Origin of the sequence: Acinetobacter sp. WC-141 (assembly GCF_000313935.1) — a bacterium.
GTDB lineage: Bacteria > Pseudomonadota > Gammaproteobacteria > Pseudomonadales > Moraxellaceae > Acinetobacter.
Window position 1 is genome coordinate 81,394 of sequence record NZ_AMSS01000088.1, and the last position, 20,763, is coordinate 102,156.

At 38.0% G+C, this 20,763-nt stretch carries 19 protein-coding genes; 9 read left to right on the forward strand and 10 right to left on the reverse strand.

The window, feature by feature from the left end:
- The first annotated feature begins 148 nt into the window (after nt 1–148).
- Genes ACINWC141_RS17600 through ACINWC141_RS17620 form a run of 5 tightly spaced genes read left to right on the forward strand, consistent with a single transcriptional unit; the run spans nt 149 to nt 5,768 of the window.
- Nucleotides 149–892 (forward strand): hypothetical protein, encoded by a 744-nt coding sequence (locus ACINWC141_RS17600; RefSeq protein ID WP_009393419.1) that lies wholly within the window; start codon nt 149–151, stop codon nt 890–892.
- Nucleotides 892–1,788, forward strand: coding sequence for a hypothetical protein (locus tag ACINWC141_RS17605; RefSeq protein WP_009393630.1), 897 nt, complete (start codon nt 892–894; stop codon nt 1,786–1,788). The genes ACINWC141_RS17600 and ACINWC141_RS17605 overlap by 1 nt, the downstream gene beginning before the upstream one ends.
- The gene (locus ACINWC141_RS17610; RefSeq protein WP_009393707.1) at nt 1,775–3,025 is read left to right on the forward strand and encodes a glycosyltransferase family 2 protein; all 1,251 of its coding nucleotides are present in this window, start codon (nt 1,775–1,777) and stop codon (nt 3,023–3,025) included. The genes ACINWC141_RS17605 and ACINWC141_RS17610 overlap by 14 nt, the downstream gene beginning before the upstream one ends.
- A complete protein-coding gene (locus ACINWC141_RS17615) occupies nt 3,026–4,870 on the forward strand; it encodes a hypothetical protein (RefSeq protein ID WP_009393455.1) in 1,845 nt (614 codons plus the stop codon).
- Nucleotides 4,848–5,768 (forward strand): hypothetical protein, encoded by a 921-nt coding sequence (locus ACINWC141_RS17620; RefSeq protein WP_034679068.1) that lies wholly within the window; start codon nt 4,848–4,850, stop codon nt 5,766–5,768. The genes ACINWC141_RS17615 and ACINWC141_RS17620 overlap by 23 nt, the downstream gene beginning before the upstream one ends.
- Here ACINWC141_RS17620 and wecB read toward each other — a convergent pair.
- Nucleotides 5,753–6,895 (reverse strand): non-hydrolyzing UDP-N-acetylglucosamine 2-epimerase, encoded by a 1,143-nt coding sequence (gene wecB, locus ACINWC141_RS17625; RefSeq protein WP_009393602.1) that lies wholly within the window; start codon nt 6,893–6,895, stop codon nt 5,753–5,755. The two genes, ACINWC141_RS17620 and wecB, sit on opposite strands and share 16 nt — an antisense overlap.
- Before the next feature lies 1 nt (nt 6,896).
- Nucleotides 6,897–8,114 carry a tetratricopeptide repeat protein gene (locus tag ACINWC141_RS17630; RefSeq protein ID WP_034679070.1) on the reverse strand — a complete coding sequence of 406 codons (1,218 nt, stop codon included), beginning with the start codon at nt 8,112–8,114 and terminating at the stop codon, nt 6,897–6,899.
- Between the two features lie 266 nt (nt 8,115–8,380).
- On the opposite strand from ACINWC141_RS17630, the gene ACINWC141_RS17635 reads away from it, so the two are divergent.
- A complete protein-coding gene (locus tag ACINWC141_RS17635) occupies nt 8,381–9,082 on the forward strand; it encodes a VIT1/CCC1 transporter family protein (protein ID WP_009393429.1) in 702 nt (233 codons plus the stop codon).
- 117 nt (nt 9,083–9,199) lie between these two features.
- Entirely contained in the window at nt 9,200–10,246 is a 1,047-nt protein-coding gene (locus ACINWC141_RS17640; protein WP_009393610.1) for an NAD(P)H-dependent flavin oxidoreductase, read from the forward strand.
- A 37-nt stretch (nt 10,247–10,283) separates the two neighbouring features.
- Here the strand turns inward: ACINWC141_RS17640 and dusB are convergent, their stop codons facing one another.
- Nucleotides 10,284–11,309 (reverse strand): tRNA dihydrouridine synthase DusB, encoded by a 1,026-nt coding sequence (dusB, locus tag ACINWC141_RS17645; RefSeq protein WP_009393525.1) that lies wholly within the window; start codon nt 11,307–11,309, stop codon nt 10,284–10,286.
- 83 nt (nt 11,310–11,392) lie between these two features.
- Between dusB and ACINWC141_RS17650 the strand changes: the two genes are divergently transcribed.
- Nucleotides 11,393–12,601, forward strand: coding sequence for a DUF1615 domain-containing protein (locus ACINWC141_RS17650; RefSeq protein WP_009393680.1), 1,209 nt, complete (start codon nt 11,393–11,395; stop codon nt 12,599–12,601).
- Nucleotides 12,568–13,224, forward strand: coding sequence for an HAD-IB family hydrolase (locus ACINWC141_RS17655; protein ID WP_009393596.1), 657 nt, complete (start codon nt 12,568–12,570; stop codon nt 13,222–13,224). Before ACINWC141_RS17650 ends, ACINWC141_RS17655 begins: the two co-directional genes overlap by 34 nt.
- Nucleotides 13,225–13,251: 27 nt before the next feature.
- Here the strand turns inward: ACINWC141_RS17655 and proB are convergent, their stop codons facing one another.
- The 7 genes from proB to ACINWC141_RS17690 all read right to left on the reverse strand — a co-directional run bounded on the left by proB (nt 13,252) and on the right by ACINWC141_RS17690 (nt 20,687).
- Nucleotides 13,252–14,385 carry a glutamate 5-kinase gene (proB, locus tag ACINWC141_RS17660; RefSeq protein ID WP_009393721.1) on the reverse strand — a complete coding sequence of 378 codons (1,134 nt, stop codon included), beginning with the start codon at nt 14,383–14,385 and terminating at the stop codon, nt 13,252–13,254.
- Nucleotides 14,386–14,400: 15 nt separating this feature from the next.
- Entirely contained in the window at nt 14,401–15,624 is a 1,224-nt protein-coding gene (gene cgtA / locus ACINWC141_RS17665; protein WP_009393540.1) for an Obg family GTPase CgtA, read from the reverse strand.
- Nucleotides 15,625–15,806: 182 nt separating this feature from the next.
- Nucleotides 15,807–16,481, reverse strand: a complete 675-nt coding sequence (locus tag ACINWC141_RS17670) for a hypothetical protein (RefSeq protein WP_009393498.1) — start codon at nt 16,479–16,481, stop codon at nt 15,807–15,809.
- Nucleotides 16,482–16,492: 11 nt separating this feature from the next.
- On the reverse strand, nt 16,493–17,218 hold the full coding sequence (locus ACINWC141_RS17675; protein ID WP_009393449.1) for a hypothetical protein: 726 nt from the start codon (nt 17,216–17,218) through the stop codon (nt 16,493–16,495).
- A 149-nt stretch (nt 17,219–17,367) separates the two neighbouring features.
- Nucleotides 17,368–18,825 (reverse strand): glyceraldehyde-3-phosphate dehydrogenase, encoded by a 1,458-nt coding sequence (locus ACINWC141_RS17680; RefSeq protein WP_009393547.1) that lies wholly within the window; start codon nt 18,823–18,825, stop codon nt 17,368–17,370.
- Nucleotides 18,826–19,047: 222 nt separating this feature from the next.
- Nucleotides 19,048–19,989, reverse strand: a complete 942-nt coding sequence (gene rarD / locus ACINWC141_RS17685) for an EamA family transporter RarD (RefSeq protein WP_081400210.1) — start codon at nt 19,987–19,989, stop codon at nt 19,048–19,050.
- A gap of 110 nt (nt 19,990–20,099) precedes the next feature.
- Nucleotides 20,100–20,687, reverse strand: a complete 588-nt coding sequence (locus ACINWC141_RS17690) for a lipocalin family protein (RefSeq protein WP_009393636.1) — start codon at nt 20,685–20,687, stop codon at nt 20,100–20,102.
- Nucleotides 20,688–20,763: the final 76 nt, after the last annotated feature.

A 20,763-nucleotide genomic window follows, 5' to 3' on the forward strand; every position in this document is an offset into this window, starting at 1 on the left:
ACGAGAAATTTGACTATATTGTGACTTTAATCTAAATATAATTCTAAAGGGATTTATAAAAGGACAAACACAACAATAATTTCAAAAGTCATCACAGTTCATTATAAAAGTATAAAAATTAACATTACAAAATAGGCGCATATCTCGCATGCAACAAAAAAACCCGGGAAGAACACTCATCTTATGGATTATCGCAGCTCATCTATTTATGGGCATGGTGGCATATGAGTGGTTGCCTGTGAGTTTTAGAGGAAGCTGGATTTTTATTCTCATTCTTTTAATTTCTGGGGCTTTTTTAGAAGTCGGTGCCTCTTTAATTGTAGGTTTAATCGCTTTTGTAGGCGTTGCAGTATATTTTCTACTAGATTTAGGTGCACAAACCCATATTGAACGGCAGCTTCTTTTACTTTTTATTATCCCCCTGATTCCTCTTTTTCTTAGTGCTGTACGCCACAATATTGAAATTAATGTCCAAAAATACCGTGATATTCAAAGTTATGACCGTAATTACCGCCGTGATATTTTTCCACTTAGCGCACTAAAGTATTTTCAACGTAGTTTCTTTAAACTTCTAGATCATCATCAAATACAAGATTATGAAGTCTTTGAAATTAGGATTCTCAATCGAAGCTTAATTAAAGAAATGTTAGGCGATGATGTATGGAAAACCACTCAAAATGAAATGATTAAAATTTTGAGTCAGCATCTTCCACAAGAAATTATTTTCCAGTTTGCTGATGATGATCTTGAAAAGATATACAGTATTGTCATTCGTAAACAAAAAACGGAAGAAGAACCCGATTTTATTAAAAAGCTAAGAGAAATTATGACGTTACGGCTTGAGGTAGAATATAAGATTATTCAGATTCCACCTGAAGAGGAGACTACTTAATGTCTAACCTTCTTAATATTTGTGGAATTATTATTGCCTCTAGCCAATATCCGGATGGCACTTTACAGCAGTTCTATCGTCAATATTATCATTGTGAAATTAAATCTGAACAAACAAAAACCGAGGTTCAGAGTATTAACGACCTTTCCATGTTTTTCCCCTCGCAGGACACATGGTGGCCGATTTTTACAATTGACCAAATTAGTTCGGACAGCTTTCAAAGGCTTATTCATAAAGGGATAAAGCCCGGCATCATTCTACCGGATGAAGTTTTTAGCTTTTCTCATTATTTCTTATTAAAAGAAGCAGTCAGCCAAGGTGCAATTCCTATTGCGCATTTTAAATCGGAACAACCCCAATATTTTGCGGCCAAAGCGACTTTCTCGACTGCAATAGGATTACGGCCTATGGCTGCTTTTGTTTCAACAGGTTGGGATGAAAACTTAATTTCACAAACCGCTGGCAGCTATATTATTCAGTTTAATCCACTGGAACTTCCTCTCCCCTCTAGAGAGATTAAACAAAAGCAGCACTTATTTTATTCGGCTAAAAGTTTTAATGGCCATGTTTCGGGTTATGAAATTATTATTAACCCACCTGCTGATCTACCAACCACAAATATTCGATATCCTCAACTCGGCATTTCATGGAAATTTAACAATATTAATTATATAAGCACACCTGAACATATAAAAACTAGTTTTCTTGGGTATCTTTTTATTGGTTTAAGCACAGTCGTGGTTCCACTCGATCTGATTTTAACCACGACCTATCCTGACCTTCTGGGCACCTTCGGCAGCTATATTTCATGGTTCTCGTTGGTCATCGGGGTGATTTTATTGTTATTGCTGATCTCATCTATTATTAGGAGGGTTAAATCAAATGGCTCCCATTGATATTCTCTTCCTATTTGGATTTTTAGGAATCTGGATTCCTCAAGCATTTTGGGCATGGTTAAGTTATCAGGCTTGGAAATACTCAAAAACAGCAGAGAAAGAGTTACAGAACCTGCCTGTGCCAGATAGATGGCCCGTTTTGAGTGTCTTGATTCCTGCCTATAATGAAGGCATAGTCATTGAAGATACTTTACATGCAATCGCTCAACAGGATTATCCTGCCGAAGCATATGAAGTTTTACTTATTAATGACGGCTCTAAAGATAACACCCTTGAAATAGCCGAAAAACTAGCACAGATTTACCCTTGCATAAAAATTGTCAACGTTCCTAAAGGAATGGGAGGCAAAGGTAAGTCTAGAACACTTAATAATGGCCTACCCCATGCCACAGGTGAACTCATTGTCGTCTATGATGCAGACAGTACACCTGAACCCGATTGCGTAAGGTTATTAGCTCAAACCTTACTTGCCGATAAAAAATTAGTGGCTGTAAATGGCAAAGTCAGAACCCGTAATTGGCAAGATAGTATTTTGACTCGATTTATTGCCATCGAATTCATCTTTTTCCAATGGATTTTCCAAGGGGGGCGTTGGCAACGATTTGAGCTATCCACATTAATGGGTACTAACTATGTTATTTGGCGAGATGCATTAGAAACCTTAGGTGGTTTTGATGAGAAGTCATTGGTCGATGACACTGAAATGAGCTTTCGGATTTTTATCGGCCAAAAACGAATTAAGTGGGTTCCCTATGCAATTGGTTGGCAGCAAGATCCACCATCTTTGAGTGTATTTGTTAAACAACGCTCACGTTGGACTCAAGGTAATTTTTATGTGACTCGTAAATATTTACCTGTCGCGTTAAGAACACCTTTTCCAATTGGCATTGAAATTCTAAATAATATTATGTGCTACATACTTTTCGTACCCGCTTTATTCTGGAGTCATATCACTTTAACGCTTGGTTTACTGGGTATCGCAGGCATTTCAGTTCCGGGTCCATTTACCACCTTGTGGGGTCTCTCATTTTGCCTGTACGTTGCGCAAATGTGGTTTACTCTTTCTTTAGAAAAGGTCAAACCAGAACTCTACTTTTACTCTGTTTTATCTTATGTAAGTTACTCACAAATTTTTCTATTTATTGTTTTTAAAGCCGCATATGACATGCTTAAAAATAAAATACAGGGCAACTCCCTTCAATGGTACAAAACGGAACGTAGCAAGGAGAAAAAATAAATGAAATACCCTTCAAATTTCTACCAAATGGTTCAAGTACTCCTTGCCAGCACCAGTTTTATATTTATTGCTCCTAGTTATGCAAATACATGGAAACTGGATGATATTAGTACCTCAACCAAATATACGGTCGAGCCACATTTTTTCTATATTGGAAAAGGTGCCCAATGGGAAAAAACGCAGTTTTCAAGTGATTATTCGACTGGAAGTGATACAACTTTATTAGTTAAATATGATGATAAGCTCATCTACAACACAACGCTGAGTGGCGATGGTCAATTTAAATTTGATATTCCCCCAAGTCAAAGTGGTTTCCACCGTCTAGATTTTATTATTCAGCAATATTCTAAGCCTACCTCTTTAAATCAAACCAAAGAAACATTCTGTACAGAAGATATTGATCATTTAACTTATTTAAGTAACTCTCAAATCGATTTTACGCCTATTCGCAACGAATACCGCTTAAAAGACTTACCCGATGCCTTATTTAACCCGCAAGCAAGACGACCTACCCCATTTGTTGGCATCTTAAAATATAATCGTAAAGAAATTACAGAAGCTTCCATGCTTGCTAGGCTAGCTAGTTCGTGGAGTTCTATAACACCAATAGAATGGGTCGATTCAGGACAAATCAACTTAAATCCTGAAACCAATTTTATTATTGAAGTGAACCACTCAGCTACTCCACTCAAAGGAGGTGCTTTAGTCCAAATTGCAAAACCAGCAGACGGCGTGGCAACTCTTTCAATTACCTATCACACCCAACAAGAACTCACTGCTGCCATAAATGGATTAATTAATCCTTCTTATGTCCAGCAACTTAATACAGGAAGTGCAGTTTTCCCTACAACAATTTCCAATCCGACTTGGGCGCAATTTAAAAAAATTAATACACTTGCAGACTTAGGTATTGAAGACTTCAGATTAAATCACGCTGAAAAGAACTTATTTCTTGATTTCCCGGCAGTATGGCAACCCACCGATATCTTGCAAGGACAAATTGCACTTCGAATTCAAAGTGGTTTATTGCAAGGTTCAAATATTACGGCTTGGATTGATGGCGGTCTCGCAGGAAGTATGAAAACAGCCGACCTTGCTTCAGATCCGGTAAACCGTCAATTCAATATTTTTGCCAAAGCGATTTCAAATACGACTAATTTTAGTCTAAAACTTGAGAATTCAGTCATTGCTAACTCTCAGTGTCTACCCAATGCCCATGGGTCACTCTGGATTGATACAGCCAAATCTACTTTAAAACTACCGCATAAACTCAAAAATGGCGTAGCTGCAATTTCAATGACTTTGGCAACCACCCCAACCATTGCGATTGATGACCAATCTGGTGCCTTAAATATTGCTATTGTGTTAGGACAAGTTGCTAAAAAAATGCTTTTAACACAAGCACCAATGCCTTTGAATCTAGTTCGTTATACATCCAATGCCCCACAATCAATAAATGTTCGAGTGAATAAAGATATTTATAAACAGCAAGTATTAATGCATCAAGATATTATTTATGCACCTGCCGCTGTGAATGGGTTTATTGTGAGTTATAACAATAACCGTTTTGATGTTATTACCGATTCAGAAGGTGGTGCACAAAGCTTTATGCATCTTTGGGAAAAAATACAGCATAAAATTCCAAATAATGTGACCAAAATGTTGGTTTCAGAAAATGGGAATATTTATGTTTTACAAAAACTCATTGTCGGCAATCAAAAAGCACCTTTAGTTCAACAATCTTCGTTCTTCTTATTGGTTATGATTATATCTGCCATTATGATAATAATTATCTTCTTGTGGTACTGGTTAAGACGAAATAATGAAAAAACAGATACCAATTAAAATAGCTGCTTTTATTATTTTAATTATATGTAGTGTCATGGTTTACGCGGGGTTGTTCAAACATCAAGGACAAGCCCCGCGTATTGAAGGAATTTTTTGGCAGCCTGACAATAACACTAGTCCACCAGAGGGAAACTGGCATTACTTGGGTGTCAATACATTTGTTCCTCAGTGGTCTGTTGTTGAGTCTAAATCATGGTGGAAAGAATCAAACTTTCCTCAATGGGAAAAAGCCATTAATTTAGAAAAAATTAAACAAGAGCCATGGGCTAAAAATGTAATTTTGGGCTTAGCAGGCGAATATAACGAACCTAAAGCTCGAGCAAATGTAACTGAATTAGGGGAAAAATCTGCTCAAATTATAAAAGAGCAAAAAACAGCGCTTAAAGGTTATTATTTTCCAGTAGAGGCAGATCCAACTTGGTTAAGAGTAAGTGCTTTAGGTCAGGTTTTAACCACGCTCCCAGTACCAGTTTGGGTGAGTATTTATAGTGGTGAAAGCGAACCCGAACATTATGATTTATGGGTTAAAAGCTGGTTACCGGAACATAACGGCGTTTTCTTCCAAGATGGGGTTGGTGTAGGTGTAAGATCACCTAAGCAAGCCAAACATATTTTAGACCAACTTGAACAAAGGCTTGGAAAAGATAAAGTCATTATAGTGCTAGAAGCTTTTAGAGTGAAAAATAATGGGCAATTTAGAGCCGCATATCCTTGGGAGATTATTTCTCAACTAAAAGCATATGAAGGTAAAACCGTCTATATTTTTGATGGTCCACACTACATGAATCGCTGGTGCGTTAATATTGTGAGCTTGTGGTACCGACTCACTTATGGGGGTAAAAGCACCTTCATAAATGAGAATAAATCCTTAGCTCACAATTATGCTAATTCATAAGATTTAGCAATTTGATCGAGAATACGCCGAGCAGCTTGCCCGTCACCAAATGGATTTTCTACATGTGCCATTTTTTCATAGTGCTGTTGGTCGGTGAGTAGCTTTTCAGCTTCTTCAATAATTTTTTGCTGGTTTGTACCCACCAAAACACCTGCTCCAACTTCAACAACTTCAGGTCGTTCTGTAGTGTCTCGCAAGATTAAAACTGGCTTATTAAATGATGGACTCTCTTCTTGTAAACCACCTGAATCCGTCAAAATAAAAGTAGATCGATCTATCACTGCCAATAAACTTGGATAATCTAATGGTTTAACAAGATGGATTTGAGGATGATCATTAAACTTATTATGGACGACATCATGTACTGCCGGGTTTAAATGGACTGGCCAAATAAAATGTAAATCAGGATGTTTGTTAGCTAAATGCTCAACCGCATTACAAATATTTTGAATTCCTTCTCCAAAGTTTTCACGGCGATGAGCCGTAATAAGTACAACTTTGTCATTTTGTTTTAACTGAATTCCATAGGGTTCAAGCTGATTTTTCAAACCCGATTTTTTAGAAATTAATTTGCGTCCTAAATATACGGCATCAACAACGGTATTGCCTGTAACAGTAATGAGCTCTGACGGAATTTGCTCATTAAGTAAATTTCTTTTTGATTGTTCAGTCGGGGCAAAATGCCATTTGGTAATACGAGAAACTAACTGACGATTTCCCTCTTCTGGAAAAGGATGATCTAAATCATAAGAACGTAAACCAGCTTCGACATGCGCAACAGGAACTTTCATTGAAAACGCAACTAAACCTGCCGCTAAAACAGTTGTTGTATCTCCCTGAATAACAATTGCATCTCTTTTTTGCCCATCAGTGTATACATTCTCGATTTGGCTCAAACCATGTATTAATAGCTGATTTAAACTTTGTCCAGCATTCATAATTTTAAGACGGTGATCAATTTCAACCCCAAAGAAATCTATCGCATCTCTTACCAATTCGTCATGTTGCCCAGTAAAAATGACTTCAACTTGAAAGCGAGGGTCTTGTTTTGCCAATAAAATAACAGGAGCAAGTTTGATTAATTCAGGACGGGTTCCAAATACAATAGATATAAAAACTTTCTTCATTTTAGAAATCCTTATAAAAGACGAGTTCTACTCGAGTATTGTTGTAATGATCTTTTGTATTTACTGGCACATCTTTAAAGTAATTGCCATATAGTCGTTCTACACGTAATTTTATAGGTTGATAATTAAAAGGCTGCCATGAAATGCCTGGGCCATATTCGAATAAATTATTGTAATATTCATCTTTACTGTCAGCCAAGCCATGCAACTTCACATAAGCCTGTACATTTCCATTTTCGCCTTTATAGACATTTAAGCCCGTACGTAAGCGCAAATCGCCAATAACGTTATAATCTTCTCTAGAATAAGTCGCTGCATTGCCATATAAGTCGGTAAAGTAATCATTAAAGCAAAGTGCATAATTACAATTATTTTGAGAATACCATTCTTGATAACCTGTCACCCCACCGACCACACTTTCACGAAATTTATCTCTATTTCGATCAATCAGATCGTAGCTTCCCCCCACCTCTAAATACATGCGCACAGGTATAGATGTCCAAGGCTGATAATTAGCGCCCACACCTAGAGTTACTGCATTTTCATCAATAATTTCAGGTCGTACACCACCTTGAGATTGAGTATCGCGGTTTAGGTTTAAAAAGCCATACACCTGTGCTCGACCATTATCAAGATTCTTACCATAACGGGCTTTCAGTGGGAAAATCACATCGTCATAACGCGACTCATATGAAGGTGCAAAATAAACATCACGGAAATAAGTTTTGACCTCCCCACCACTCAGATTTTTTACAGCTTGTGTCGCTTTATTGGCAATATCAGTATCTTTAGATTGCGTAAGCTCCTTAAAAACTAGTAAAGCTTCTTTATTATTTTTCTGAGAATTAAGCAGATACGCTTCTTGTAATTTTAAATTATCGTCAGCTGGGTCTAATGCCTCTGCTTTTCTTAAACTTTGTAAAGCTGCTTCTTGTTTCCCTATTCTAATCTGTAAATAAGTTAAACTTTTCCATACCTTAATATCTTGTGGAGTCATATCTCCGAGTTCTAATAATAATTTCTCAGCATTTTCCGGTTGAGTCTTCTCAATTTTATAAAATTGATCCCATTTATCATAAATTGGATTACCTGGTTTATATTCTTGATTAACAATCTCTTGGGCAAATGTAGTCTCCATACTTAAGAGGCCTAAAGCTGGACAGATTGAACCGATAACGATAAAGGAACGGGTTAGAGATTTTATTGTTTTGCTATTCATCGAGACCTCTAGAGTAAATTGAATAGAATCTAAGCGTAGAAATAAAGTTAAAATTTAATCAATAAATACTATAGTCAAGCTCATAAATTACACGATTTAGGTAAATGGAAGAATCCCATAAGTTAGACATTTTATCTCCTTTTATATTATGTTTTAAAAAGTACTTATCTGATTGTTTTTCCTATAATGACACATTTTTTAATCGTATTATTGTAAATAATCTTATAGGATAAGATAAAAAGTTATAACTACAATTAGGTAAAATCATGTCCTTTTCTCAACATCCAGAACATCATTTTATTCACCGCTCAGGTTGGTTAAGGGCAGCTGTTTTAGGGGCTAATGATGGAATTATTTCCGTTACTAGTTTAATTATGGGAATGGCTGCAAGTGGCGCTTCTGCTCATACTCTTTTTATTGCTTGTATTGCAGGTTTAATTTCTGGTGCAACCTCCATGGCCGCCGGAGAGTATATTTCTGTAAAATCCCAAGAAGATATTGAAAAAGCTGACTTAAAATTTGAAGCACAAGAATTAAAGAAACATCCTCAACGTGAACTAGATGAACTCACTCAAATTTATATAGCCAGAGGGTTAGCACCTGATTTAGCTCGACAAGTTGCTACCGAACTTACAAATCATGATGCCTTAGGTGCTCACGCACGTGATGAAATTGGTATTCATGAAAATACTGCAGCAAATCCTGTTCAAGCCGCACTAGCTTCAGCTGGCTCATTTTCATTTGGGGCCTTGTTTCCTATGCTCGCTATTTTACTCAGCCCAGATATTTGGGTTGAAAAAATGGTCTTACTATTTGGCATTATCTCATTAGCTTTTTTAGGAGCGCTATCAAGCCATTTCGCGGGTACTTCTAAGCTTAAAGGAAGTTTACGCATTACCTTGTGGGGAATTTTAGCAATGGCTTTTTCAAGCTGGATCGGATCTTTGTTTCATGTTACTCCCCTTTAAAAAACCTGAACTTATAAATGTTTAAGAACTAAATATTTAAAAACTAAATGCCCAATATTATTTGCTCTTGGTTCTGATTTCACGTTATGGTGAAGAGAAAGAAATGAGGTGAATAAAATGACCCTGTTACAACAACTTGAAATTAAACATCCGATTTTTCTTGCTCCAATGGCGGGCGTATCTACACCTGAACTTGCCGCAGAAGTTTCTAATCAAGGTGGACTTGGGTCATTAGGACTCGGAGCAAACACGGCACAAAGTGCTCGAGAACAGATTTTAAAAACCCAAACACTTACAGAGAAATCATTTCAGGTTAATTTTTTCTGCCATCAACCCGAGCAACTTAATCCTCAAATTTCAGCACAATGGATTGAATATTTACGTCCACAATTTGAAAAGTTTGGAGAACAGCCTCCTCAAAACTTAAACTGTATTTATCCAAGTTTTCTTGATAATGATGATTTTCTAAATGTCGTATTAGAAACCAAGCCTAAAGCTGTCAGTTTTCATTTTGGCATTCCCCATCCCCATCAAATTCAGGCATTAAAAGATGCCGGAATTATAACAATGGTTTCTGCTACCAATTTGGTTGAAGCACAAGCCATTGGAGCAGCTGGTATCGATATTATTATTGCTCAAGGGATTGAAGCAGGTGGACACCGTGGAATCTTTAACAAGACCTTTGATGCAGCAATTAAAACCAGCGATTTAGTACATCTTATTGTGAAACATTGCAAACTGCCTGTGGTTGCTGCTGGCGGTATTATGAACGGTGCTCAAGCACGACATATGTTGAGCTTAGGTGCTAGTGCTGTCCAACTCGGAACTGCTTTCGTTCAATGCCTATCTTCGAACGCATCAAGTGAATATCGCAAAGCTCTATTTAATGAGTCTGTAACGCAAATTAGTGCCAGCCTTTCTGGACGTCCTGCACGTGGATTGCTCAACCATTGGCACACACAAATTGATTTACCGAATCGGCCGCCTCAACCAGAATATCCATATACCTATGATTTAGCCAAGCAACTCAATGCAATTGCAAGTAAACATCATGACTATGGTTTTGGCGCTTTTTGGGCGGGTAGTAATGTCTCACAAATACGTGAATTAGCTGCTGCCGATTTGGTTAACCAACTAGTGGTAGAAATGCTAGAAGATGAGTAAATCTTAAAAAGCCAGTCATCATATACTGGCTTTTTATTTAATGAGTTTGCAATAAATTAACCTGTTCAACTTGCACATCACTCATTAAATTGCCTTCGGCCAATAGCTGGTTAAAATAGTTTTCAACCACTAAAGCTTGTTCAGCTGTACTTTCAACTTTATACATATTTTGGCGAAACTCATTACTTGAATGTAATCCTTTTGTGTACCAAGCAATATGTTTACGGGCAATACGGCAACCTGAATATTCACCATAAAATTGATATAACTCAGACAAATGTCCTAAAAGTACATCTTTGACTTCTTCAATATTAGGCGCAGCTAAGTGCTCTCCAGTTTTTAAATAATGAGCAATTTCACGAAAAATCCATGGTCGACCTTGAGCAGCACGACCAATCATAATCGCATCGGCTCCTGTGTAGTCGAGCACATATTTTGCCTTTTCAGGACTATCAATATCACCGTTCGCAATGACTGGAATATTAATTAATTCTTTGACATGTTTGATCAAATCATAGCGGGCTGTATTTAAATACATGTCTTCACGGGTACGGCCATGTAAAGCCAATGCAGCAATTCCCGCTTCTTCCGCTCTTTTTGCGACTCTTAAAATATTTTCTTGACCATTTAAAAAGCCCAAACGGGTTTTTAAAGTCACAGGAACATCAACAGCCGTTACCACAGCATCAAGAATTCGGGCCACTAAGTCTTCATCTTGTAATAACGCAGAACCTGCGAGTTTATTACATACTTTTTTGGCAGGACATCCCATATTGATATCAACAATTTGTGCGCCATTTGCTACTTGATAACGTGCAGCCTCTGCTAATTGCTCTGGATCAGAACCAGCAATTTGAGCAGAGATTGGAGCGAGTTCGCCATCAAAGTTCGCACGGTAAAGGCTTTTCTTGCTCATCCGCAAAGTTTTATCGGCAGTCATCATTTCGCTGACTGCATGACCTGCGCCAAAATACTTGCAGAGCGTTCTAAATGGACGGTCAGTGACCCCCGCCATAGGAGCAACGATTAAATTATTTGACAGTTGATAGGGACCAATATACATATATATTCATACAATTGATGATCAACATAGTATACTTCATCCGCTTGATCGGCTCATCTTTTTATGCAGGTGTTTTCCTCGCCATGAACAAACCGTTGTCTTCCCGTTTTTTATTAAAATCATTCGGTATGGTCGCCGTGTGCATGAGTTTAGCTGCTTGTGGTGATAAAGCTTGGTGGTCAAACAATGATGAGCCTGAACTAGAAAACCAACAAATTAAACGTCTGATCCCATCGCGTGTGCATGACCGTGAGTCATGGGCTAAAGATATTGACGACATTATGAAAGACTTGGATATTCCTAAAACCAAGAAAAATGTTTGTAGTATCGTGGCTGTAGTTGATCAGGAATCTAACTTTGTAGCTAATCCTCAAGTACCGGGGTTAGGCCAAAAAGCAGTTGAAGAAGTTAGTACCCGTTTAAATGAAAAATTTGAAGATAAGCTCGGAAAAACTATTGGTGGAACAATTGCTGGTTATTTTGAAGAAGTGCTAAAAACCCAGCCCTCTCCTGATAATAACTATATGAGTCAAATGCGTAAGGTTAAAACCGAGAAAGACCTCGACTTACTTTATCGAGAAATTTTCGATTTTATGGCTAAGCATTACCATGTGAGTGCATTAACAGGTGCAGCCAAATTAGTTGGTCAAGATATTGGCGAGAAAATGAACCCTATTACGACCTTGGGTTCTATGCAGGTTCACATTAATTATGCAAAAGCCAATAAACGCTCAAGCATGAGCACTGCTGCTCTTCGTGATGATCTATATACCGAATATGGCGGTTTATATTACGGCATACATCGTTTAATGGTTTATCCAGCTAATTATGACAAAGCTATTTATCGATTTGCAGACTATAACTCAGGCATGTATTCTAGCCGTAATGCTGCTTTTCAAAGCATGCTAAATGACTTAACTGATACAGGAATAAGTCTTGATGGTGATCTACTTCTTTACACAAAAGATGGTGATCCACGCCCGACTCAAAGCCAGTCAGAAAGAGAGCTCATTACGGTATTTGCAAAAAATAATGTATTAGTTACCCCAAGACAAATTCGTGATGATCTTAAATTAGAAAAAGAGAAAAAGTTTGAAAGTACACAAACCTATATTGCCCTGACTAAACTTTATAAAGCGAAGAAAGGTAAAGAACCGATCTATGCCATTATGCCGCAAGTCGTTATTTCTGGGCCAAAATTAAGTCGTGACTATAATACTAACTGGTATGCAACCCGCGTAAACGGACGATATGAATCATGTATGCAACGAGCGAAACGAATAAGACTATAAAGAGTCTCGCCCTGTTCGATTTTGATGGAACCTTGTGTAGCAAAGATAGTTTTACAGGGTTCATCTTTTATGCTTTATCTAAGCGCCACATTGTTAAACAAGGCTTAAAAATTCTGCCATGGATTCAAGCCTACTATCTTAATTTTTATCCAGCCCATGCTATGCGCGCTAAGTTATTTCGCAGCATGTTCAAAGATACCCCCGCAATTGAATTGCAAAGATTAGGTGAAGAATATGCACAAGAGTTAGTCTCTGCGCTTTCACCTGAACTTTTCGCACAGTTACAACACCACCAGTTACGTGGTGATCGGGTGGTACTGGTTTCTGCTTCAATCGATGTCTACCTTGCCCCACTTTGCAAGTTACTAGATATCGAATTAATTTGTACCGAAACTCAAATTAAAAACGGCATGATGACGGGTTACTATTCCACCCCAGATTGTAGTAGTGAACAAAAAAAGTTAAGAATACATCAGCAATATACGCTACAGCATTACCATCAAGTTTATGCGTATGGTAATAGCTCAGAAGACCTAGATATGCTGAGTCTGGCGACACATCCATATATGGTGGGTGAAGATCGTGTTCTACCTCGTTTAACGCCAGAAAAAAAGCTCGCATAAAGCGAGCTTTTTTAATTTCACAACAAACTAGTAAATCGCCATATGATCACGATGAATCATTTCAAGTGAACGAGCTTCACCAAGTACTTGATAAACCTTATCAGAGGCTAGGCCTTTAATAATTTCAGCAGATCGCGAGCTAAAGTTCACTCGACCCACTGCAATACGTTTACCTTGTTTATCTACACATTCAACTACATCGCCACGATCAAAATGTCCTTCAACAGTCTTAACTCCAACAGGGAGTAAACTGCGATGTTTCAATTTAATCGCTTCAATAGCGCCATCATCAATCACAAGACGACCTGCTGTCTGCAAATGGGCAGCAAGCCACTGTTGATGAGCAGTCATACGGTCTTTATCTGTAGTAAACAATGTACCTAGCATTTCACCAGCCATAGCACGTGACAAGACATTATCACTTTCACCACTCGCAATGAGTGTTGGACAACCCGACTTAGCTGCTAAACGTGCGGCACGAACTTTAGTGACCATACCACCTCGCCCGAGTAAACCGCCGCCGCCGGCCATTTCGAATAAATCATCATCCATGGCACGAACAGTAGAGAGTAATTTAGCATCAGGGTTATGACGTGGATCTGAATCAAACATCCCTTGCTGATCCGTTAAAATGATCAACAATTCTGCATGAACCTGACCTGCAACCATCGCAGCTAAAGTATCATTATCGCCAAAGCGGATCTCATCGGTAGATACCGTATCATTTTCATTAATGACTGGAATTACACGCCAATCAATCAAATTTTGCAAAGCATCACATGAGTTTAAATAACGACGGCGATCTGCCAAATCATCATGTGTCAGTAAAACCTGAGCAGTACGAATGCCATGTTTTTCAAGCACACTAGACCAAGTATGAATTAAACCCATCTGCCCAATCGCAGCACAGGCTTGTAGACTGGGTAGATCGGTGGGTCGACTCGCAAGCTTCATACGAACCATACCTTCTGCTACAGCTCCAGAAGACACTAAAATAATTTCGTGTCCTGCATTGTGTAGATCTGCAATCTGTTTCGCCCAAAGCGAAATAGCATCCAAATCTAAACCTTGCCCATTGGCTGTGAGTAAAGATGATCCGATTTTAACAACGATTCGTTTACACTCACTGAGCTGACGTTGCCCATCGACCACTTCTATCATGTTTTCCTCGGTTTTCTAGTCACGAACGTAGATGATTTCTACATCATTGTCGTCGTCTTCATCATCGTCAAAATCATCATCATCGCCCAACATGCCTTCAAGACGTTGTGCTCGACGCATAGCGCGATATGCTTCTTTTGCCGCAATGGTTTGTTCACGTGTTTCAACTTCAAGTTGTTCGCGGAAAGCTTTTACTTCTGCTGCATATTCAGGATCTTCAACTTCGCGTTCACGTTGTTGTTCAATCTGATCCATGAGGTAATACACAACCTCTTTTGTTCCTTCACTTAATAAGCCTGATGTCTTAAAGACAGGTCCAGTCCACTCTAGTTCATCTAGAATATGCTGACACCACTCTTCACGACTTTCTTCAGCAATCTGATCAAGTTTATTGAGTACTAAAACAATCGGTAGTTTCGCCAAAGTAGGTGAAAACTTAGCTAACTCGTTCATAATTGCTTTGGCATTATGAGCAGGATCTGAACCATCAATTGGTTGCACATCAATAATGTGTAAAAGGATACGCGTACGTGCTAAATGCTTAAGGAAACGAATTCCCAAACCAGCACCTTCTGCTGCACCTTCAATCAACCCAGGAATATCGGCCATTACAAATGAACGATGACGGTCAGCATCTACAACACCAAGGTTCGGAACCATAGTTGTAAATGGATAATCTGCTACTTTTGGTTTTGCAGCACTTACAGCACGAATAAAGGTTGATTTACCAGCATTTGGCATGCCCAATAAACCAACATCTGCTAATACTTTTAATTCAAGGCGAATTTCACGGAATTCACCTTTGATGCCTGTCGTACATTTACGCGGAGCACGGTTAGTAGATGATTTAAAGTGGGTATTCCCCAAACCACCGTCACCACCACCTGCAACCAGAATTCTTTGGCCGTCTTCAACCAAATCGCCAATAATATCGCCTGAATCTGTATCAACAATTGTTGTACCAACGGGTACTTTTAAAACCACATCTTCACCACCACGTCCGGTACAGTTAGCGCCTGCACCATTCTTCCCGCGCTCAGCACGGAACTTACGTGTGTAACGGTAATCGACTAGCGTACTCGTATCATCATCAGCTTGAATATAGATACTTCCACCACGTCCGCCATCACCACCATCTGGGCCACCAAATGGTACAAATTTTTCACGGCGAAAACTGGCTACGCCATTGCCACCGTCGCCAGCCTCTACGGTAATGACTGCTTCATCAACAAAGCGCATCTGCCAATCCTCTAAAAACTCTAAAACCGCCTATTCTGCCATATTTTCATAAAATTCTCGAATAGAAAATGGGACAATTCCCATATATAACGAACTGTTTTTATCTTTAAGTCATCAAAAGCATTTTAGATTCACAAATATGAGCTTTACCCAAAATAAAATGCAACATGACTATTTAATTTTTAAGGATGAACATTGCGTAAAGGTAAAGTCATTTGCATATCAAGATTTGCTTTTGTTTTTGGAACCGAATTATACATAATGGCATTAAATGAAGAAATATTTCCCATTTCCATAGGATCATTCACTTCTAGGCTTGGTTTAAACTGATGTTTAACTGATAAATTTACTGGCTCATCAAATTCAAAATAAACAGGACCATCAAAAACAATTTTAACTGGAATGGTATAACTACGTTTTAAATTAAAAGGAACGTCCAACTTGATAGGAATATCCAGTTTAAGTGGAAATTTTGGTAAAAATTTACTTTGATAGATCAAATCAGTCGTTGTTTCAAGAGGCATAACCTGATCAATCTTTAGAGTCGTTGAATAATCAACACTTACCGTAATGGGCGTCTCTACAGCAAAACTTAAATCTGCTAGATATTTCCCTTTTAAAGGTAAAGTCAGTTGGCGATCTATATCTAATGTGGTATCAAGTTTACCAATGGACTGAACCTGCAAAGTATTGCCAACTTGGATCTTTGTTTCTAAAGAGTCAGGTAAACTAATATCTGCATTATGAGCCGATACGACTAAATTAGCTTGAATATTGAGGTATACCCAAAACATAACAGCAGCAAGGATCATCATTAAAAAGAAACTGATGAGCATACTTTTGAGTGAACGAAACATTAGCATCCACCCTATTGATCAGTTGTTGTCTGCGGTGTTTCTGAACCTACTACCCGATTTAACCGCATAGTGGAGAGAGGAATCTTTAACTCACCATTTGCAATCTTCACAGGCAATGTATTTTTCACATCAACCGAAGCATTTAGTGCTGTTTTAACAGGAACATTTAAATTACCCTCAATTGGAATATTAGTATCTAATCTTGCCTTTAGAGGAATATGTAAATTTTCTTTTAATACTGTCCGTACTGGTGCATCGAATTTTAAATGAACCTTTTGTTCAAGCGGAACATTAATATCAATCGGAACATCAAGTTTTAAGGGTATTGATCCCTTTAACGGCAACGTAATGTCACGCCCTAAAACTCTCACCTGAACCTTCGTATCGATTGGTAAATTTTGCTCAACTTTTAGTGTTTCTTTAACCGGAATTGTTGTGCTAATTGGCACCATATTATCGAAATAAACACGCGGTGTTAATGTTTGTGTTAATGGAATATTCAGTTTCTCATCAATTGGAATACTGGCATTTACCCGCCCTTTTACATCCACATTTAAAGCATCTTGCACTTTAACCTTAACTTGTAGAGGCTCTTGCAAATCAATAGCAACTGCTTGATTTTTCAATGGAATACAAATATTGAAATGCTTAAATACCCATATTGCAATGAGTACACCACATAGATTGGCAATAATGATGAATATAAAAACGACCAACAAACGTTTAAACTGCGACAATTCCTATCCCTTACTCTATTCTTTTTTTCCTTAATTCCTATTCTCATTTATTTACAAAAAATAGTCAGCATATATTTTGTACGGTTGTAAAAAAACCCAGTTTAAACTGGGTCTTTTTGTGAAAATCTTTTATCGATCGTTAAATGATCTTAAGCATTCAATTCTGCTGGGATTTTTTTATAGCTTACGCCGCACATTTGTTCAGCAATACGTAATACCTGACAGCTATAACCAACTTCGTTATCGTACCAAACGTAAGCAGTTAAACGGTTACCAGAAGTAATCGTTGCTTGAGCATCGTATACACCTGCTGTACGAGAACCGATAAAGTCACTCGATACAACTTCAGTCGAGTTGGTATAACCAATTTGACCTTGAAGGTTAGAGTTAATCGAAATTTGACGAATGTATTCATTCACTTCTTCACGATCAACTTCTTTATCAAGCGTTAAGTTCAAGATTGCAAGAGATACGTTTGGAGTAGGAACACGTACAGAGTTACCAGTTAACTTACCTTTTAATGCAGGTAATGCTTTAGCAACTGCTTTAGCTGCACCAGTTTCTGTAATTACCATGTTTAAAGTAGCAGCACGACCACGACGATCTGCTTTATGGTAGTTATCGATCAAGTTCTGGTCATTTGTAAATGAGTGAACAGTTTCAACATGACCGTTAAGAACTTTATATTTGTCATCCAATACTTTAAGAATTGGAGTAATCGCATTTGTTGTACAACTTGCAGCAGAGATGATTTTGTCTTCATCTAAGATGTCTGAGTTGTTTACGCCAAATACAACGTTTTTCATTTCACCTTTACTTGGTGCAGTCAATACAACACGTGCAACGCCTGGGCATTTCAAATGTTGGCTTAGACCTTCAGCATCACGCCATTTACCAGTGTTGTCGATTAAAAGTGCATTTTCAATACCGTATTCAGTATAGTCAACTTCACTTGGGCTAGACGCATAAATCACTTTAATGAAGTTACCGTTAGCAATAATTGCTTCGTTTTCTTCATCAACAGAAATTGTACCAGCGAAAGTACCGTGAATAGAGTCACGACGAAGTAAAGAAGCACGTTTTGCTAAGTCACCGTCAGAAGACTTACGTACAACGATTGCTTTAAGGCTTAAACCACGGCCTAAACCTGATTGGCTAATGATTAAACGAGCCAAGATACGGCCAATACGACCAAAACCGTAAAGAACTACATCTTTAGGTTGTTCAGAAGTTGCGCTTCCTTTGATTGACTCAACAGATTGAGCAACAAAAGCGTCAATATCACCGCCTTTTTCTTTATATTCAACAGCAAGTTTACCAATATCAACTTCTGCAGAACCAATGTTTTCAACTTTTGCTAAAGCTTCTAAAATTGGGAATGTATTTACAACAGAAAGCTCAACGTCTACAACACGTGTACGGCGGTGAGTTTTCAAAATTTGGATAACAGAACGGTTAATTAAAGAGCGACCGTAAACAGATACGACAATATTTTTTTCACGGTATAATTGACCGATTAATGCAATCATACGTTCCGCGATTTCTTCACGGTTTTTCCAACGGCCTTGGTGTTCAGCATGCAGGGCGATGATAGTGTCTTTGCTCACAGATACGTCCTCTAATTAATTATATCTAGGCGTGATTTTTTAAACCCCGTAATTGTAATGGAATTATTGGCAAGAATGAATCAAAAGCTGACGTTAGTGATTAGATTTTCCTAAAATTCATCATAAATTCATAAAATACCTATAATTATTTTTTATTATCTTATTGTTTAAAGCAGCTAAATTTTTGCTTTTTCTTACTTTTTAGTTTCTGATGCTCTAATTCTAAGCATCATTTTTTAATCTTTTTTGATATTTTGCGATATTTAGCTGCAAATTCTTGGCTTTTTGACGTTGTTGATAAAGGTGAACTGCGCCTTCTAAAACCAACACAAATACTGCGCACCAGATCGGAATATAAGTGAACCACTCTTCTTGACCAATACTCTCCCCTAAAACTAGAGAAGCCAAAGCAAGTAAGACAGGTTCCAAATATCCTAAAAGACCAAACACAACTAAGGGTAAAAAGCGGCTTGCTAGGATATAACTTCCCAAACCAATAGCACTTAAAATTCCAAGCCCAACAATGACGAATGTAAGACTCGGTTGGTCCATAAATTTGCTATAAGGGAGTAAACCTGTATGGGTCAAATAAATTACAATCGGCAGAATAATGACCAAATCCCACCAGAAGCCGCCTAAATTGTCTGTTTTAATTGTTTTACGTAATAAAAAGTAGGCAGAATAGCCAACCGCAACCAGTGCTGTTTCCCAAGCAATACTTCCTAAACGCCAGATTTCATGACCCACGCCAATAACAGCAAGAATAATGGCGACCCATTGAAATTTTGATATTTTTTCGCCATAAAGGACACTTCCAGCCAAGACAAGAACAAGTGGCAATAGAAAATATCCTAAAGATACTTGTAGGCCTCGCCCATGCATAGGTCCCCATAAAAAAAGCCAAAGTTGGACTGAAGTTAAAATGGAAGTCGTGATTAACAACAATAATAAAGAGGGCTTAGCTAAAATACGCTGATAGATAGTTTTGATATACGCTAAATCACCACTCCACCACATAAACAAAGTTAGAAATGGGATTGTTGCAATAATCCGCCAGCCAAAAGTCTGTTCACTATCAAGCTGACTTAACAATTGAGTATAAAAATAAAGTACACCAAAAGTGACAGATGCCATGACAGACAAGCTCACGCCCTTAAACATCATCACCCTCTTAGACTTTAGTAAAAACAGCTCACCACAATACTTGATTTATCCACTATAAAAAAGAAAAAACCATGTGAAAACATGGTTTTTTCTTAATCAGACGTATACAGTTATTCTGTATGCTCTGTACGGATAACATCACGAATATCAAAACCTAATGTTTTTGCATAATTTAGATATTCATCGACCACTTCTTGTTCAGGATGAGGCGTTCTTGATAAAACCCAAAGATATTTACGAGAAGGTTCCCCGACTAAAACAGTTTGATAGTCTTCGTCTATTTTTAAAATCCAGTAATCTCCACGAATAACTGGAATCCATCTCACAGCTTCGGGTAAGAAACTCACCTTCAATTTCGTGTTATAGGGTGGGTTAACCACGAAGGCTTCACCGATAGATTGCTGTAATTGTTTTCTATTGTCATAGCAGCGATTATCTACAACAACATTTCCATTTTCATTTAGGGTGTAAGTTGCAGATACGTTATAAGCACATTTTTTTTGGAAAAATGCAGGCTTACGGGCGGCTTCATACCAGACACCTAAATATCGGTCCAGTTCAACTTTATAAACAGTTTGCAAGGGTTTCGGCTGAGCATAGACATAGGTTCCAACAGCTAAACCAGCCAAAACGACACCGCCCAACGCAATTTTAGCCAAACGCCAACTGGCTTGCGGAACATTATTTCGAAATGCCATTGTTGCCCTCAACGATTAGTTGTGAATACAAAAGAACTCAAACATCTACAGTAGCTTGTTTTTTAAACACATTATG

Excerpts from the sequence above, each read along its gene's own strand:
- ACINWC141_RS17600 (WP_009393419.1), top strand. The coding sequence starts at position 149 with ATGCAACAAAAAAACCCGGGAAGAACACTCATCTTATGGATTATCGCA.
- ACINWC141_RS17605 (WP_009393630.1), top strand. The coding sequence starts at position 892 with ATGTCTAACCTTCTTAATATTTGTGGAATTATTATTGCCTCTAGCCAA.
- ACINWC141_RS17610 (WP_009393707.1), top strand. The coding sequence starts at position 1,775 with ATGGCTCCCATTGATATTCTCTTCCTATTTGGATTTTTAGGAATCTGG.
- ACINWC141_RS17615 (WP_009393455.1), top strand. The coding sequence starts at position 3,026 with ATGAAATACCCTTCAAATTTCTACCAAATGGTTCAAGTACTCCTTGCC.
- ACINWC141_RS17620 (WP_034679068.1), top strand. The coding sequence starts at position 4,848 with ATGAAAAAACAGATACCAATTAAAATAGCTGCTTTTATTATTTTAATT.
- wecB (WP_009393602.1), bottom strand. The coding sequence starts at position 6,895 with ATGAAGAAAGTTTTTATATCTATTGTATTTGGAACCCGTCCTGAATTA.
- ACINWC141_RS17630 (WP_034679070.1), bottom strand. The coding sequence starts at position 8,114 with ATGAATAGCAAAACAATAAAATCTCTAACCCGTTCCTTTATCGTTATC.
- ACINWC141_RS17635 (WP_009393429.1), top strand. The coding sequence starts at position 8,381 with ATGTCCTTTTCTCAACATCCAGAACATCATTTTATTCACCGCTCAGGT.
- ACINWC141_RS17640 (WP_009393610.1), top strand. The coding sequence starts at position 9,200 with ATGACCCTGTTACAACAACTTGAAATTAAACATCCGATTTTTCTTGCT.
- dusB (WP_009393525.1), bottom strand. The coding sequence starts at position 11,309 with ATGTATATTGGTCCCTATCAACTGTCAAATAATTTAATCGTTGCTCCT.
- ACINWC141_RS17650 (WP_009393680.1), top strand. The coding sequence starts at position 11,393 with ATGAACAAACCGTTGTCTTCCCGTTTTTTATTAAAATCATTCGGTATG.
- ACINWC141_RS17655 (WP_009393596.1), top strand. The coding sequence starts at position 12,568 with ATGTATGCAACGAGCGAAACGAATAAGACTATAAAGAGTCTCGCCCTG.
- proB (WP_009393721.1), bottom strand. The coding sequence starts at position 14,385 with ATGATAGAAGTGGTCGATGGGCAACGTCAGCTCAGTGAGTGTAAACGA.
- cgtA (WP_009393540.1), bottom strand. The coding sequence starts at position 15,624 with ATGCGCTTTGTTGATGAAGCAGTCATTACCGTAGAGGCTGGCGACGGT.
- ACINWC141_RS17670 (WP_009393498.1), bottom strand. The coding sequence starts at position 16,481 with ATGTTTCGTTCACTCAAAAGTATGCTCATCAGTTTCTTTTTAATGATG.
- rarD (WP_081400210.1), bottom strand. The coding sequence starts at position 19,989 with ATGATGTTTAAGGGCGTGAGCTTGTCTGTCATGGCATCTGTCACTTTT.
- ACINWC141_RS17690 (WP_009393636.1), bottom strand. The coding sequence starts at position 20,687 with ATGGCATTTCGAAATAATGTTCCGCAAGCCAGTTGGCGTTTGGCTAAA.